The 16,633-nt window shown below is 48.0% G+C and carries 10 protein-coding genes and 1 riboswitch; of the genes, 4 read left to right on the forward strand and 6 right to left on the reverse strand.

What is annotated here, in order from left to right:
* Positions 1-67 precede the first annotated feature (67 nt).
* The 3 genes from ACFQ2O_RS02085 to ACFQ2O_RS02095 are packed head-to-tail and all read right to left on the reverse strand — an operon-like array spanning position 68 to position 3,687.
* Positions 68-1,315, reverse strand: coding sequence for a homoserine dehydrogenase (locus ACFQ2O_RS02085; RefSeq protein ID WP_377522515.1), 1,248 nt, complete (start codon positions 1,313-1,315; stop codon positions 68-70).
* On the reverse strand, positions 1,296-2,357 hold the full coding sequence (gene metX / locus ACFQ2O_RS02090; protein WP_377522517.1) for a homoserine O-acetyltransferase MetX: 1,062 nt from the start codon (positions 2,355-2,357) through the stop codon (positions 1,296-1,298). The genes ACFQ2O_RS02085 and metX overlap by 20 nt, the downstream gene beginning before the upstream one ends.
* A gap of 7 nt (positions 2,358-2,364) precedes the next feature.
* On the reverse strand, positions 2,365-3,687 hold the full coding sequence (locus tag ACFQ2O_RS02095; protein ID WP_377522518.1) for an O-acetylhomoserine aminocarboxypropyltransferase/cysteine synthase family protein: 1,323 nt from the start codon (positions 3,685-3,687) through the stop codon (positions 2,365-2,367).
* Between the two features lie 311 nt (positions 3,688-3,998).
* Positions 3,999-4,108: riboswitch (SAM riboswitch) on the reverse strand.
* Positions 4,109-4,406: 298 nt separating this feature from the next.
* Between ACFQ2O_RS02095 and xseA the strand changes: the two genes are divergently transcribed.
* Positions 4,407-5,966, forward strand: coding sequence for an exodeoxyribonuclease VII large subunit (gene xseA, locus ACFQ2O_RS02100; RefSeq protein WP_377522520.1), 1,560 nt, complete (start codon positions 4,407-4,409; stop codon positions 5,964-5,966).
* Positions 5,959-6,222 (forward strand): exodeoxyribonuclease VII small subunit, encoded by a 264-nt coding sequence (gene xseB / locus ACFQ2O_RS02105; RefSeq protein ID WP_377522521.1) that lies wholly within the window; start codon positions 5,959-5,961, stop codon positions 6,220-6,222. Before xseA ends, xseB begins: the two co-directional genes overlap by 8 nt.
* Before the next feature lie 275 nt (positions 6,223-6,497).
* Here xseB and ACFQ2O_RS02110 read toward each other — a convergent pair whose 3' ends face one another.
* Positions 6,498-8,717, reverse strand: coding sequence for a bifunctional alpha,alpha-trehalose-phosphate synthase (UDP-forming)/trehalose-phosphatase (locus tag ACFQ2O_RS02110; protein ID WP_377522523.1), 2,220 nt, complete (start codon positions 8,715-8,717; stop codon positions 6,498-6,500).
* A gap of 277 nt (positions 8,718-8,994) precedes the next feature.
* On the opposite strand from ACFQ2O_RS02110, the gene ACFQ2O_RS02115 reads away from it, so the two are divergent.
* Entirely contained in the window at positions 8,995-10,083 is a 1,089-nt protein-coding gene (locus ACFQ2O_RS02115; RefSeq protein ID WP_377522524.1) for a mechanosensitive ion channel family protein, read from the forward strand.
* Between the two features lie 90 nt (positions 10,084-10,173).
* Positions 10,174-10,773: a DUF2179 domain-containing protein gene (locus ACFQ2O_RS02120; RefSeq protein ID WP_377522525.1), complete on the forward strand. Its 600-nt coding sequence runs from the start codon at positions 10,174-10,176 to the stop codon at positions 10,771-10,773.
* Between the two features lie 207 nt (positions 10,774-10,980).
* Here the strand turns inward: ACFQ2O_RS02120 and glgB are convergent, their stop codons facing one another.
* Together glgB and treS are read right to left on the reverse strand one after the other, a co-directional pair.
* Positions 10,981-13,305, reverse strand: a complete 2,325-nt coding sequence (glgB, locus tag ACFQ2O_RS02125) for a 1,4-alpha-glucan branching protein GlgB (protein ID WP_377522527.1) — start codon at positions 13,303-13,305, stop codon at positions 10,981-10,983.
* A complete protein-coding gene (gene treS, locus ACFQ2O_RS02130; protein ID WP_377522528.1) occupies positions 13,298-16,633 on the reverse strand; it encodes a maltose alpha-D-glucosyltransferase in 3,336 nt (1,111 codons plus the stop codon). The genes glgB and treS overlap by 8 nt, the downstream gene beginning before the upstream one ends.

Consider the following 16,633-nt stretch of genomic DNA (forward strand, 5'->3'; position numbering starts at 1 on the left):
TAGTACAAATTATATACTTGATAAAATCAATGTTAGTAAAGTATAAGTATGGCTTGCTAGAAGAAAATCAGTAGCCACTTATTTCTTCCAGCAAAGGAACTGAAGCCTTAACAAGCTCTTCTACAGTAACATAAGTAGGTATTTCTGCAACAAAAGCATCAGCGGCTTCAAGCGCTTGCAAATGCTGCAGCAAATCTTTCCGTTTGATGGTGCCTACCAGCTGCTCTGCTTGAGCATCAACCCCAAAAGAAGTTAGTTCCAGCCAGGCTAATTCCGGCAATAAAGTTGGCTTTGATGTACGCAGGTACAATTTCAAAGCGGCATCTTCTTCTAGCTGCACTGCTGCCCGATCCAATTTCTGGTACGTATATTTATACCCAGCCAGGGCAGCTGAAATATCAGCCCAGACAGCAGAACCAGTAGGATGGCTGCCAGCACCTCTCCCCTTCAGAAACTGATCACCGGCATACTTGGCTTTTAGCTGCACGCCATTGAACTCTGCCTCTACATAGTATAACTCAGATTCAGGAAAGACGAATGTTGGCAGCACCTGTACAAGCAGCTTATGCTTTATGTCCAACTTTGCTGAAGCGACTAAGCGAATACGTGCGCCCAGCGCCTGAGCCAGTGATACATCGCGTTTCGCTATATGTTGTATACCTGCACGTAGTATATCAGACGGTGCAGGCAAAGCACCAAAAGCATGCGCGGCTATTAAGCTAATCTTATGCATGGCATCATAACCACCTACATCCAGCGTTGGGTCTGCCTCTGCAAAACCCAGCTCCTGAGCCTGTTGCAGGGCATCGTCATAGCTTAACCCCTCGGCATCCAGCTTGGTGAGAATGTAGTTAGAAGAGCCGTTTAAAATGCCACTTACCTCTTGCAACTGCTCATTTCCATAATAAGCTTCCAGCGTGCGCAGAATCGGAATGCTGCCGCATACGGCTGCTTCGTAGAGAAGTGTGCCACCATACTGCTTCTGTAGCTCTACCAACTCAGGCAGGTTCTCCGATACCATTTTCTTGTTGGCTGATACGATGATTTTGCCTGCTTTCAGCGCTTGCCTCACTATAAAAAATGCCTCTTCCGGATCGCTGATGAGCTCGGCAAAGAGATCTATTGTTTCATCTTGTAATAGCTCCTGCGGATCATACGTAAACCTGTTGCTGGGCAGTGTTCGCAGTTTTTCTTTATCACGCACACATATTTTTACTACCTCCAGGTGGGTGTTATCCTGTAGCACATCGTGCAGGCCCTGCCCCACGCAACCAAAGCCAAATATCCCGATGCGTTTACCACTGTTGTTCTTCATAGTTTAATGCTGCTTTTAACTTGTCCTGTTGATAAAAATCTTTGATGGCCTCTGTCAATTGCTCAAATTCCACTAAAAAGCCGTCGTGGCCGTAGCTGGAGTTGATCAGGTAGAATGAGGAGCTTTCTACATGCTCATGCAAGAAATACTGCTCCTCCACCGGAAAGAGCAAGTCTGAATTTACACCTACAATTAGAGTCCGGGGCTTTAGCTGTGTCAGTGCTTTTTCAACTCCTCCCCTGTCGCGCCCCACGTTGTGCGAATCCATAGCTTTTGAAAGCAGCCAATAAGTATAGGCATTGAACCGCTGCGCCAGTTTTTCGCCCTGGTATACTTGGTAGCTGGCCGCCCTGAAATCTTCCGTTATACTATGCCCTGGCTCCTGCTGCGACTCGTTGTAAGTTTTATAGTGTCTGTAAGAAAGCATGGCAATAGCACGTGCCGTTTTCATACCTTCTTTACCTGCATTTGCTGTGCTGCTTTCCCAGCTCGGGTCCTGGCGAATAGCCATGCGTTGCGTTTCGTTAAAGGCAATACCCCACGGTGAGTGGCGTGCATTACTGGCCACATGCACCAGCCGCTCAAATACATCCGGCTGCACCAGTGCCCACTCCAGCGCCTGCTGCCCACCCAGCGAGCCACCAATCAAGGTATGGATGCGCTCCAGCTCCAACTCCTGCCGCAGCAAATCGAAAGCACGCACTACATCCCGGTTCGTGAACTGCGGGAATGTATGGAAGTATGGCTGTAAAGTTTTTGGGTTGATAGACAGCGGCCCGGTAGAGCCATAGCAACCACCAAGTGTATTGGCGCAAATCACAAACCACTCACGCGGGTCGTAAAACTTATCTTCTCCAAAAAGATCGCACCACCAATCGGTAAAATCTGAGCTGCCGGTAAGGGCATGGCACACCCACACAACATTGCTACGCTGAGGATTTAGCGTACCATAAGTGGTATAAGCCAGCTGGAAGCCCGGAAGTGTAGCTCCGGACTCCAGCTGAAACTCTTGTTGATGGTGAAATAACTGAGGTGTTGGCATAGTAATTTTAAACTGCGGCTGGCTCTTCTGCCTGTACTTTAGCAAAGGCTTGCGCTATATCTGCTTTAATGTCTTCTATATGCTCGATGCCTGCGGAAATGCGCAGCAGCGTTGGCTCCACGCCTGCGTTTAGCTGCTCTTTTTCTGACAGCTGCTGGTGCGTGGTAGAAGCAGGATGTATGATAAGGGTTTTGGCATCGCCCACGTTAGCTAAATGGCTAACCAGTTCCAGGCTGTTTACGAATTTCTCTGCCTGCTGCTGATCGCCTTTCAGCTTAAAAGACAATACTCCACCAAAGCCTCGCTTTAGGTATTTCTTAGCTAACGAATGGTATGGGCTGCTCTCAAGGCCTGGGTAATTTACACTCTCTACCTGCTCATGCTGCTCCAGCCATTCAGCCAGCGCCTGCGCGTTCTGCACCGTTCTATCCACGCGCAGCGAAAGTGTTTCGAGTCCCTGCAGTAGCAGGAAAGAATTAAAAGGGCTAATGGCAGGGCCAAAATCACGCAGGCCTTCGACACGGGCACGTATGGCGAAAGCTATGTTACCGAAAGGTCCGTCCGATCCAAAAACTTCCCAGAAGTTAAGGCCGTGGTAGCCTTCGCTTGGCTCCGAAAACTGTTTAAATTTGCCGTTGCCCCAGTTAAAGTTACCGCCGTCTACAATCACACCGCCTATACTTGTGCCGTGGCCTCCAATCCATTTTGTAGCAGATTCAACCACCACATTAGCGCCGTGCTCCAGCGGGCGGAACAAATAACCTCCTGCACCAAACGTATTATCTACCACCAACGGAATGTCATGCTTCTTAGCAAGTGCGGCAATGGCTTCGAAATCCGGAATGTTGAAACGCGGATTGCCGATGGTTTCTACATAAATGGCTTTCGTCCTATCGTCAATCAATTTTTCATAGCTTTCTGCCTCATCACTTTCAGCAAACCTTGCCTCTATACCCAGTCGCTTGAACGATACTTTAAACTGGTTGTAAGTACCGCCATACAGGTAATTTGTGGTAACAAAATTATCTCCGGCCTCCAGTATGTTGTTAAGAGCTATAAACTGCGCCGCCTGTCCTGATGCTACTGCCACGGCCGCCACACCACCTTCCAGCGCCGCAATGCGTTTTTCAAACACATCAGAGGTAGGATTCATGATGCGGGTATAGATGTTGCCAAATTCTTTGAGTGCAAACAGGTTAGCACCGTGTTCGGCGTTTTTAAAAGCATAAGAAGTAGTCTGGTAAATAGGCACCGCACGCGACTGTGTTGTTGGATCTATTTCCTGGCCTGCGTGTAGCTGTAGTGTTTCGAAATGCAATGCTTGTGACATAATTATGCTGATTTAATAAGGTTAGCTTGGGAAAATATAAACTAAAAGAAAGGATGCTGTTGAGCCGCAAAAAGCCTGATTTGTTTACAGCGTAGCCATAGCAGCAGACTTAACATCTGCCACTAAGCCGTTCTGAAAACAGGATTTTTATACTTGGATGATCAACAACAGTAACACATGCTGCACATGGGCGTGCGCATGACAAATTGTTTAGCAGGAGCTAAATAAAGATTTTGCGACAGGTTATACCCTGCCGGTGCAAATGATACTACGAGTTGTGTTGGCTTAATTCCCTTGTTCATTTTCGTATCAATTTATATTCGTCCGGCACCCTGCCGAACTCAGGAATTAGCACCTTAACCACGGTAGTTAGGTTGCTAGCGCTTCATAGAGCCTGTCTCTCCACGCTTCTTTATAAATCAATATCCGCAAAAGGGACAATTGACTTGATGTTGCAATTATACGGGACGAATTTTTAAAAAGCCAAACAAAAACAACATTTTTTCACAACACATACTTTATCCTCCTGAAAATTAAAGCATTAGAGGCCATACATTATTTAACTATACTTGCAGCCGCTTGCATCAGGGTCTCTATTTATCTTTAAATCATGATTTTACATATTTGGTGTTCTGTGTTTTTGTGAAGAAAGCTTTATCTTAGAGCCTTAGGAGCCGGCAATCTGCTGGTAGTGCAGGTGAAATTTTATTGAGCGAGCGATGTCCCATATCTATATCAGCCATAGTATAAGCCACCAGGAACAACCTGGCCCCCTCTCCCTGCATGCCCTGCACCAGCAGATACGCGAGGAGTTGGAGCTTGCTTTTCCAGATAGCTATTGGGTGGTGGCTGAGATAGCACAGGTAAACGTAGACCGCCGCAAAGGCCACTGCTACCTTACCCTGGTAGATAAAGGCGACGATGCCCGGCAAATGCTGGCACAGGCCCGCGCTACTATCTGGGGCTCGCGTTACCAGATGCTGGGCCGCCACTTCGAGGAAAAAACAGGCCAGCCGCTGAAGGCAGGGCTAAAGGTGCTGTTGCAGGCAACAGTGCGGTTTCACGAGCTTTATGGCCTTAGCCTCGACATTACCAACATTGATCCCAACTATACGATCGGTGACCTTGCGCGCCAGCGGCAGGAAACCTTGAAGCGTTTAGAAGCTGAGGGGCTGATGGAGGCGAACAAGGCGCTAGAGCTGCCGATGGTGCCGCAGCGCTTGGCCATTATCTCCTCTGCCACGGCTGCCGGTTTCCAGGATTTTGTGCATCAGCTGCAAAACAATAGCTACGGCTATACCTTCAGCACAACGTTGTTTCCGGCCACTGTGCAGGGCAACGAGGCTCCGGCTTCTGTAGCCAGTGCTTTTGCCAAAATCAGCAAGTATAAAGATCAATATGATGTAATCGTGCTGATTCGTGGCGGTGGTTCCCAGACAGACCTAAGCTGCTTTGATGACTATAAGATAGCCGCATCCATCGGAAAATCTCCGTTGCCGGTGCTGACGGGTATTGGGCATGAGCGCGACGAAAGTATAGCCGATTTGGTAGCGAACACGCGCCTGAAGACACCTACGGCCGTAGCGGGTTTCCTGATTGACAGGTTCAGAGCTGCCGAAGAGTACAGCGAAAGCTTGTTCGATAGCATCCGGATGTTTTCGGCACAGCAGATGAAACTGGCACATGACCAGCTGGAGCGCCTCAGCCATCGGGTAAACAATAACACCAAACAGATATTACAGGCACGAAAGGATAAACTGGAGATACTCTCCCGCGGATTGCTGCTTAAACCAAAGTCCTACATCGAAGCGCAGAAGCACCACGTAAGTAACCTGGAAAAAGACCTTAACTCCGAAACAAAAGATTTGCTATACGAGCAGGAGCGGCTGCTGCAGGAGCTATCGGTGTGCGTGGAAGGCAAAAGCCAGCGCTACTTGCACATGAAGGAGCACGAGCTGAACCACCTGGTGCATTGCCTGGAAACGGAGTCTAACGACAAACTGAAACAGGAACAGTTAACCTTTACCAAGTATAGCGACAAGCTAACGTATGGTGTAAAAAACAAAATGCAGCATGAGAACCACAGGCTAAAGCTGCTGGAAATGAGTGTAGAAGCCAATAACCCAGAAAAGCTGCTGCTGCGTGGTTACACGCTGACTTTAGTAGACGGGAAAATAATTAAAAGTGTAAAAGACGTGAAAGATGGAGACGTGGTGCAAACCAAAATGCAGGACGGCTCCATCCATAGCTTAGTTGTAACTATTGATACTGATGAGTAAGGATTTGAACCAAATGACCTACCGCGAAGCAACGCAGGAGTTGGAGGAAATACTACGTGCCATAGAAAATGATGCCGTAGACGTAGATGAGTTGACGCAAAAGGTACAGCGATCGTCGCAGCTGATTAAGCTGTGCAAGGAAAAGCTGCGCAAAGCCGAAAAAGCCATCGACCAGGTATTTAACGAAGAGAATTGCGAGGTACCGGAACAGCCAAAGCAGAAGGACAGCAAACCAGCAAGCAATACATTGTTTTAGGAGAAATTGAAAAGTGGCTTTTTAAACCTTATCAAGCTGATAAACTTTAGACAATTTCTTTTTCCCTCATTCCTGTCATCTCGACGTCAGGAGAGATCTTTCCAGAATTCCCGATAGATTGATTTCTCACTACGTTCGAAATGACAGTAGCAGGAAATGATGAGGTAGGCCATACCCTACTTACTCTAGACCATCAGCAAGTATAATAAGCCATAAAACAGAAAGCCCCACCTGTACACTACAGATGGGGCTTTCTGTTATTTTATACTTTGCTATCAACCAGTCATCAAAGCACCGCCAGAAGATTGCTCCTGACTACGGCTTTGCACCAGCCTCGACAGCATTTCGCGTGCTTCTTTGCAGGTATCCACATGATACTTAGCTACAGAGTACGAGTTGCCGACTTTTATAGTATACGATTCACGTGGCATGGCTTTGAAAATGTCCTCATCACCCCAGTCATCACCTACGGCCATCACAAACTTGTGCGGGAACTTACTCAGCCAATAGCTTGATGCTTTGCCTTTGTTGATTTCCTGTGCCTTCACCTCCACAGCCATTTGACCATCCAGCACCTGCAGGTTGCTGTTGGATGCAAGGAAGTTTAGATGGCTGGCCAATTCGCGGGCACGCAGCTCACCAAGACCTGTTTCTACGCGGCGGTAATGCCATACCAGCGAGTATTCTTTTTCTTCTATAAACGAACCCGGTGTACGGTCTACGTACAGGTCCAGAATCAGGCGGATATCTTTCTTCCAGTCATCCATTAAACTAAGCATGGTTTGCCAACCGGTGCCTTTCTGTTTTATCCAGACGCCGTGCTCTGCAATAATATCGATGTTCAGGTGGCCCAGCCAATCCTGCATCGTAGCCTTCTCGCGGCTGCTCATTACAACCACCCTATTTTTAGGGCTGCTGCTCAGGCTTTCCAGTAACTCCATCAGTTCATCATCCGGTCTAGCCATGAGTGGGCGGTTACGGAAATCAACTAAGGCGCCATCATACTCCAGGAAGAACAGGCGTGAGCTGGATGAGTCGTAAGCGTCGCTCATCTCCATAAAGATAGCTTCGTCGAGGTAAGACGTAGCCAGCGATAGCTGCTTGATCTTCACATACGACAGGCGGTCCATGAACATGCTTACCCAATGGTGAATGTTGTAGCGCTGAAGCGAGGTTTGCATATTGCGCATGTGCGTAATCTGCTCTTCTTCCGGCATGGTAAGCGCCTGGTGTAGCGCCTCCACCATCTGGTTAATATCGTTCGGGTTGATAAGAATGGCGTCAGAAAGTTCTTTAGAAGCTCCTGCCATCTCACTAAGTATCAATACTCCTTTTTGGTCGAGCTTACTGGCCACAAACTCTTTACATACCAGGTTCATGCCGTCACGCATCGGTGTCACCAGCCCTACATCTGCCATGCGGTAAAATGCTGATAGTGTTTCGAGTGGGTATGAGCGGTAGAAATACTGTATCGGGTTCCAGCTAATGCGGCTATACTTACCGTTGATGCGTCCAACCAGTTCGTCTACCTCCTCTTTCAGTTCCTTATACTTCTCTACAGCATCGCGGCTTGGTACCACTAGCATCAGTAAAGTTACCTTTTGCTGAAACTCCGGGTACTTTTCCAAAAACTTTTCAAAAGCTTCTAATCGCTGCGCTATCCCTTTAGAGTAGTCTAAACGGTCGATAGAAAGTATAACTTTTTCGGCGTTAAGGTTGCCACGGTATACATTCTCCCTTCTTTTGACTTCTTCCAAAGCAGCTGTTCCTGCATACTTATCATAGTCTATCCCCATCGGGAAAGAATCTACCAGCAGCGAGCGAGTGGGTGTATTAATCCAACCATGTGTGCTGCCGTAGCCTACAATGCGGTTTACTGAACTGAGGAAGTGGCGCATGTCATCGTAGGTATGGAAACCTACCAAATCAGAGCCAAGCATGCCCTCCAGCAGCTCTTTTCGCCAAGGCAACAGGCGGAATACTTCGTAACTAGGGAACGGGATATGCTGGAAGAAACCAATGGTACTGTCAGGCAGTTTTTCGCGGAGCATACTTGGCAGCAATAGCAACTGGTAATCGTGTACCCAGATGGTATCTTCCGGCCCGGCCTGCTTTACCACCTCATCACAATACTTCTGATTCACCTTTACATATGTTTCCCATAGCTGCTGGCTATAGACAGCGTATTGGCTGAAGTAATGGAAAGTAGGCCAAAGGGTTTCGTTGCTGAACCCTTCATAAAATTCTTTTATTTCAGTTTCAGTCAGGAAAACGGGATGCATGTTTTCTTTATTGAGATCATCAATAATGCGCTCCTGTTTATCTTCTTCAGATACCACTTGGCCAGGCCAACCTATCCAGAGGTTGTTCTCTTTTTTATAGAAAGAGCCTAAGCCCGTTGCAAGTCCGCCTTCACTTGCCTGATAACTTAGTTGTCCATCCTTCTCTTGTAGTTTTACAGGTAACCTGTTTGAAACAATAATAAGTTTTGCCATGCTTTGTGGTAATTTTCTCAGCCCCTGCTTGCAGCTGGTAATAGTAGGTGCGGTGATACGCTACAGAGCTGCTGAGTACGTTTTATCTCCATCGGTTGACACACATCAACCTAAATCTGCATACGTAAAAAAGGCTTCTACGTTCTCTAATATAGCACAATACCTATTAGCATTTAAATATTTAGCGATATTTATTTAAAGGACAGCACGATAACTTTTAGAGCCGATCCACAGTATTTTCACTTTGATCTTTCCATGCCCTGTACACACGCACCCTATGAAAAACCTACAGGTACTTTACAATAGCCTTGAATACTATCTGACTGGCCTTGCCTATATAGCAGCAGCCATTCTGGTAGGCCTTATAGTTAAACTACTGCTGTTCAGATTACTGAACCTCTATAACAGAACTGACAATCCTTACCTGGTCAAGTTACTGACAAAGCACCTGAGCAAGCCTTTTTCGTTGTTCCTACCCCTGCTTTGCGTATCTATTCTGCTGCCTTCGCTGTCTTATTCACCCGGTACACTACAGGGGCTTAAGCGCCTGACAGAAATTCTAGATATAATTGTTTTCGCCTGGATTTTAATAAAATTCACTGACGTAGGCCGTGATCTGGTGCGGCAGAAGTATGCCATTGAAAAAGAAGATAACATCCGGGAGCGACGGCTGATTACACAGCTACAGTTCATGCGGAAGCTTATGGTTGTCATTATTATTTTTCTGGCTACCGCTTTGATACTGCTGAGCTTTGAGCCCGTGCAAAAGCTGGGTACCGGCTTGCTAACCTCTGCCGGAGTAGCAGGAGTGGTAATAGGATTTGCAGCACAGACTTCCATTGCCAACCTGCTTGCCGGTTTACAACTTGCCTTTACTCAACCTATACGCCTGGATGATGTGCTGGTGGTGGAGAATGAGTTTGGCCGGGTAGAGGAAATTACACTTACCTATGTCGTGCTGAGGATCTGGGATAACCGCCGCCTTATTCTGCCGCTGAATTACTTTATCCAGAAGCCGTTTCAGAACTGGACACGCACCGGTTCTGATATACTGGCCACCGTTTACCTCTATACCGATTATACCTTACCCATAGAGCCGCTTCGTAAGGAATTTGATCGTATCTTAGCACTAACACAACTTTGGGACAAGCGCGTGTCAGTACTACAGGTAACAGACTCTAAAGAGCGAACAATGGAGTTACGTGCCCTGATGAGTGCACATAGCTCTGGTGTTGCCTGGGATCTGCGCTGTTATGTGCGGGAGCATCTCATTGATTTTATACAGAAAAACTATCCTGAGTCATTACCTAAAACGCGATCTGTTTTTGTGGGGGATCACCTCTCTCCTCTTGCAGAACTATCTTAAACACACTTCAGGCATAATCGAAATCAACCATGGCCGGTTTCATTATATGTATGAAACTGCTCCCAAGGTTAAACAACATCAAATTAAATCATGGACTTATTTAAAGGCATAGACCCAGCAATTGTAGAATGGGTGATTATACCTGCTCTTATCTTTTTCGCCCGCATATGCGATGTTACACTCGGCACGCTTCGTATAGTTTTTATATCGAAAGGCGATAAAAAGATTGCCCCTCTTTTAGGTTTTTTGGAGGTACTGATTTGGTTGATCGCTATCACACAGGTAATGGAGAACCTGAGCAATGTGGCATCCTACTTAGCATGGGCAGGAGGCTTTGCAATGGGTAATTTTCTGGGCTTGCGCGTAGAGCAGAAACTGGCGCTGGGGCAAATGGTAGTACGGGTTATTACAGTGGAGCCTGCTGATAAATTAATTGAACGCCTATCCGGCCACGGCTACCGCCTCACCTGCATCGATGCCCGGGGAACACGCGGGAAAGTAAACCTCTTGTTTCTGATCGTGAAACGTAAGAAGATGGATGAGGTGATTGGCATTATACGCGACTACAATCCACAGGCATTCTACTCTATAGAAGACGTTCGCTCAGTTTCGGAGGTAACTATTCCGCATGAGGAACCAAGCGAGCAAACCAGGTTCAGAAAGTATTTTCCGCTTCGAAAAGGAAAGTAGTTTATAGTTATTGGACTACCTCAGATAAGCAATTTTGCAGTTGCAATCCTATCAAGAGAAGCTATTACTGGCGCAAACGGAGGCTTGCTGTTACTTAATCAGATTAAAGGAATTCGTCATAAAAGAAGCCGAAGTATAAATCATACTTCGGCTTCGGCTTTTTATACTTGTTACTCTAAACAACTAGCTGCTAGCGCCTAACAAATACTAAGCGCGGTGGAGTTTATAGTAAGAAACAGCAAGTGGCGGCACCTTCAGCGTAATAGAATGCTCCTTTCCGTGGAAAGGCTCCGGCATTGTCTGAACTGGCCCCTCATTGTGCACATTACTACCTCCGTAGCGCGCATCATCAGAGTTAAATACCTGCACCCAGGTACCACTATGCGGCACACCCAGACGATAATGCTCATGTACCACGGGCGTAAAGTTACACACCACCAGCATCTCCTCCTCAGGGCTATTTCCTTTGCGCAAGAAGCTGAGCACAGAATTGTGCGCATCGTTATAATCTACCCACTCAAATCCTTCCGGACTAAAACTGTGCCTGTACAGTGCTGGCTCTGCTTTATAAACAGCGTTCAGCTCCCCTAGCACATCCTGAATGCCTCGGTGGAAACCATGCTCCAGCAAATGCCAGTCCAGGCTACTGTCGTGGTTCCACTCTTTTGCCTGTGCTATATCTGCTCCCATAAACAACAGTTTAGTACCAGGGTGGGCATACATGTAAGCATAAAGGGCACGAAGGTTTGCGAAACGCTGCCACTCGTCTCCCGGCATTTTATCAATCAAAGAACCTTTGCCATGCACTACCTCATCATGTGATAAAGGCAGCATGAAATGCTCAGAGAAAGCATAGATAATACTGAACGTAATTTCGCCCTGGTGGTGACGGCGGTAAACAGGATCTTTGGAGAAGTAGTCTAGCGTATCGTGCATCCAGCCCATCATCCATTTCATGTTAAAGCCAAGGCCGCCATTATCAAGACTTCCTGTTACAGCAGGCCACGCAGTAGATTCTTCTGCAATGGTTAATACTTCCGGGAAGTTTTCATGCACGGCATGGTTAAACTCTTTAAGCAAGGAGATAGCCTCCAGGTTTTCGCGGCCGCCGTGTTCGTTCGGAATCCACTCTCCTTCTTTTCGGCTGTAATCCAGGTAAAGCATCGAAGCGACAGCATCTACGCGGAGTCCATCTACATGGTATTTATCCAGCCAGAACAGCGCATTGCTGATCAGGAAAGAACGTACCTCGTTACGGCCATAGTTAAAGATGTAGCTGTTCCAGTCCGGGTGAAATCCTTTGCGTGGATCAGCATGCTCAAACAGGTGCGTGCCATCAAAGTAGGCCAGACCGTGCTCATCTGAAGGAAAGTGCGAAGGCACCCAATCGACAATCACACCAATTTCATGCTGGTGCAGCTTATCGATGAGGTACATGAGATCTTCCGGAGACCCAAGTAAACTGTGTGCTGCAAAGTAGCCTGTAATCTGGTAGCCCCATGAGCCGTTAAACGGATGGTGCATGACAGGCATAAACTCTACGTGCGTAAAGCCCATGTGCTTGATATAGGCTGGCAACTCTTCTGCCAGCTCCCGGTATGTAAGTGGGCGGTTATCTTCTTCCGGCTTTCGTCTCCAGGAGCCCAGGTGCAGTTCATACACGCTCATAGGCTGTGCCTGCCCCGCCATGTTCTTGCGCCTGTCTATCCATGCCTGATCCTGCCACTCATAGTTCAGGTCGCCCACAATAGAGGCGGTATGTGGCGGTGTTTCGCGGCGAAATCCAAACGGGTCGCTTTTCTCGGCGTGGTATAAATTGTACTTCGACTTGATGTGATACTTGTACATGGTATCAGCATGCACATCAGGCACAAAGCCTTCCCAGATACCTGAGTCATCCATGCGGAGGTGCAACTGGTGGTCTTCGCGGCTCCAGCCGTTAAACTCACCCATCACCGATACCTGGTCGGCATTAGGGGCCCACACCGCAAAGTAAGTACCCTTTTTGCCGGCTATCTCCATCTGGTGCGAACCCAGCTTGAGGTAGAGCGAGTAATGCTTACCTTCTTTAAAGAGGTAAATATCAAATTCAGTAAAGCGGCTGGCATACCATACCGGGCGATCCTGCTGTTCAGCATTTGCCTCCTGGTTTTCCTCTACTACCGTTGTGGTGGCTTTAGCCGTACCACGGCCACGAGGTTTAACTTTTGCCAGTTCCTGCACGCCATCTTTCGAGGCAACAGGCACTGCTATCTCGTTATCTTTCGTTGCTTTTCTGCCTCTGCCCCGCCTAGGCGCAGCAGCATCAGCGCCAGTGTCTGTTACAGGAGATCCCATCTCAGCCACAGGCATATCAGCTGCCTTTTTGCGCGTGCGCTTAACACTTGTATTGCCTGTCGCGTCTGACTTAGCGTCTTCTGCTGCCATTGGCTCCTTTTTAGTACGCGTAGCTCTTGGCTTAGACGTTTTAGCAGCCGTTTCCTTAGCTTTATCGTTAGTCTCGGTGGTTGTGCTTTCTTTTTTCTTAGCCATTTCTATACTTTTTCATGATGTACTTAATGCCTCTGATAGGGATGAGCACCCAATCCGGACGATTATTCAATTCATATCCTAGCTCATAAATTGCTTTCTCCAGCAGGAAAGTACGTATGAGGATCTCGAAGTCTTCTTCTTTAGCCGGAATAACTCCGGTGCCTTTGGTCTTCTGGAGGTAATTATCCATATAGAAACCGCTGGCATAATGGTACCATTGCTCTGCCCAGCCTTCTAGGTATTCTGCATCCTCACGACGTAGTCCTTCTTGCTGGAACAAGGCACTGTAAGCGGCATAATGAAACGAGCGTATCATACCGGCCACATCGCGCAAGGCGGAGCGTTTAAGTCTGCGCTCACTGAAGGAACGTGCTGGTTCGCCCTCAAAGTCAATAATGTAGAAGTCTTTGCCTGTAAACAGCACCTGCCCTAAATGGTAGTCGCCGTGCGTGCGTATCTTCTGCGTGTCTATTTTGTGGGCGAAGATCATCTTTAAACGCTCTAGAATCTCACTGCGCATGTTCAGTACTTCTTCTGCCTCATCACGCACCTGCTCCGGCAGGTTTGGCAGGTGTTTCTGCAAACTATCAAAGTTGCTGCGCACAAGCGATGTTAGCGATGAGTACAGGGAACGCTGGTAGTGCAGCGAGAACTCTTCTGGCGTAAAGTCTTTGTCGTTGGTGATAGAGCCGAGTGCCAGGTGCATTTCTGCCGTTCGCTGCCCTAACAGTTCTACCCGCTCTACATGGGCACCACCCAGCTGCAACTGTACTTCCTCTGGTATTTCAGAGAACGGCAATGGATGTGCAAGCGTACCTGCAGGTTGTTTCGTTTTGATGCGGTCGTTCTGGGTAAGCAGTCGCTCATAAAGGCGCTTGAGAGAATCTCCTATGTAGCTCCAGGCATCGCCCTGGTTTGGCACCAGTTCCTGTAGCATCATCAGCACCATTGGCTGCTTGCCCGGCTCGTGTTGCTCTACAGAACCCAGGTAGCGTGGCGTGTTTTCAAAACCAACCTGCTCGGTCAGCATGCGCACCACTTCCACATCAGGGTTTATGGTTCTGTCTAGTTTACGGTACACCTTCATAAAGAAGATGTTGTTATAAATGATAGACGTGTTGCTCTGCTCTGCTGATAGAATTTTAGAAGTAGCTTGCCCTTCAGAATTGCGCAGGTTGGTAGCAACAGACTTGTCGCTGATGCCAACCAGTTCTGCTTCATCCTGGCGTACTCTTCTTTTCTTTACCATCAGTTGCAGCAGCGTCTGGCGGAATTCTTCGTCGTAGAGCGCATCATACAATATACCCTCTTTACCTTCGACAGAAACACGCGCGATAACAGCATTCGGGCAACTGGTGCGAACCTCCTGCTCCTGCTCTCCGGTGGCAAAGGCAATTGGTAGCTGGTAGAGCTCTGGCAAGCCTTCGTTATAACTCACCTCTACAAACAGCAATGCAGCGCCATACTTACCTACAGATAATGGCATGTTTCGCACAATCTGCATACGCTGCATGGTACGGGCTTTACCACCGAACCAGCGACGCTGCCAGATGTACTGCGGCAACACCTTAGCTTCCAACTCACGCATGGTACGGGTATCCATCGGTTGCTTCAGGTTGTTAAGCTTCATGGCCGGCTTGGCCTGGTCACCGTCAGCATGCTGCGGCACCTCCTGCGGCTTCAGTTCCATCCAGTAGTAGCCGTGTCCTCCGATGGTAAACAGGTATGGCTCGTCTTTAACAGCCGGGAACTTGTTCTTGCTAAACACTTCCACCGGAATATGGCCTTTATAATTCTGCAGATCAAGTTCTACGGCTTCCGGGAAGCGCGACAGGTTTGTGATTACAAGTATGGTTTCGTCTTCATACTCGCGTATAAAAGCAAGCACCTTAGAATTACTTGGGTTCAGGAATTTCATCTCACCACGGCCAAACGCTTTGTAGCGCTTGCGCATGTTGATGATGCGGCGCATCCACCAGAGCAGCGAGTTGCTGTTATGGTTCTGTGTATCCACATTCACCGACTCATACTTATACTCTGGGTCGATGATAACCGGCAAGTATAGTTTCTGCGGGTTGGCCTCTGAGAAACCGGCGTTACGGTTGTCGTTCCACTGCATCGGAGTACGCACGCCATCGCGGTCGCCGAGGTAGTAGTTATCGCCCATGCCAATCTCATCACCATAGTATACCACCGGTGTGCCCTTCATAGAAAATAGCAGCACGTTCATCAGCTCTATTTTCGCACGGTCGTTGCCCAACAGCGGAGCCAAACGGTGACGGATACCTAAGTTAATGCGAGCTTGCGGGTCTTTGGTGTATACTTTATACATGTAGTCGCGCTCCTCGTCGGTTACCATTTCCAGCGTCAGCTCATCGTGGTTACGCAGGAACATAGCCCACTGGCAGCTCTCCGGTATGGCAGGCGTCTGGTTAAAGATGTCGATGATCGGGTAACGGTCTTCCATCTTCAGCGACATGAACAGGCGCGGCATCACCGGGAAGTGGTAGTTCATGTGGCACTCATCGCCATCGCCAAAATAGGAGGCAGACTCCTCCGGCCACATATTCGCCTCGGCCAGCAGCAGTTTGCCCTGGTGTTTGTTGTCCACGTGGGCGCGCAGCTTCTTCAGAAAATCGTGCGTTTCAGGCAGGTTCTCTCCATTGGTACCTTCGCGTTCAAATAAATAAGGCACAGCATCCAATCGGAAGCCATCCACACCCAAATCAAACCAATAATCAAGTACCTTGAACACCTCTTTCTGTACGGCAGGATTATCGTAGTTAAGGTCTGGCTGGTGCGAGAAGAAACGGTGCCAGTAATACTGTCCCGCTACCGGGTCCCAGCTCCAGTTGCTCTGCTCCGTATCGGTAAAGATGATGCGCACATCCTTATACTTGGTCGGGTCGTCGGTCCATACATACCAGTCACGGTACTTAGAGCCAGGCTTGGCTGCGCGTGCACGCTGGAACCAGGGGTGCTGGTCAGAAGTATGGTTAATTACCAGTTCTGTTATTACCTTCAAACCACGCTTATGGGCTTCACGCACAAAGGCCTTGAAATCCTGCATGTTGCCGTAAGACGGGTTAATGCTAAGGTAATCTGCAATATCATAACCGTCGTCTTTTAGCGGCGATGGGTAAAAGGGCAGCAGCCAGATGGCCGTTACACCTAGGTCTTCCAGGTAATCCAGCTTTTGCATCAGGCCTTTAAAATCGCCGATACCGTCGCCATTGCCATCGTTAAAAGCCTTTATGTGCAGCTCATAGATAATAGCATCTTTGTACCAATGTATGTTGTCGTCAAACTCGAATTTTTCGTCTGCCAT

Source organism: Pontibacter rugosus (genome assembly GCF_042678745.1).
Lineage (GTDB): Bacteria > Bacteroidota > Bacteroidia > Cytophagales > Hymenobacteraceae > Pontibacter > Pontibacter rugosus.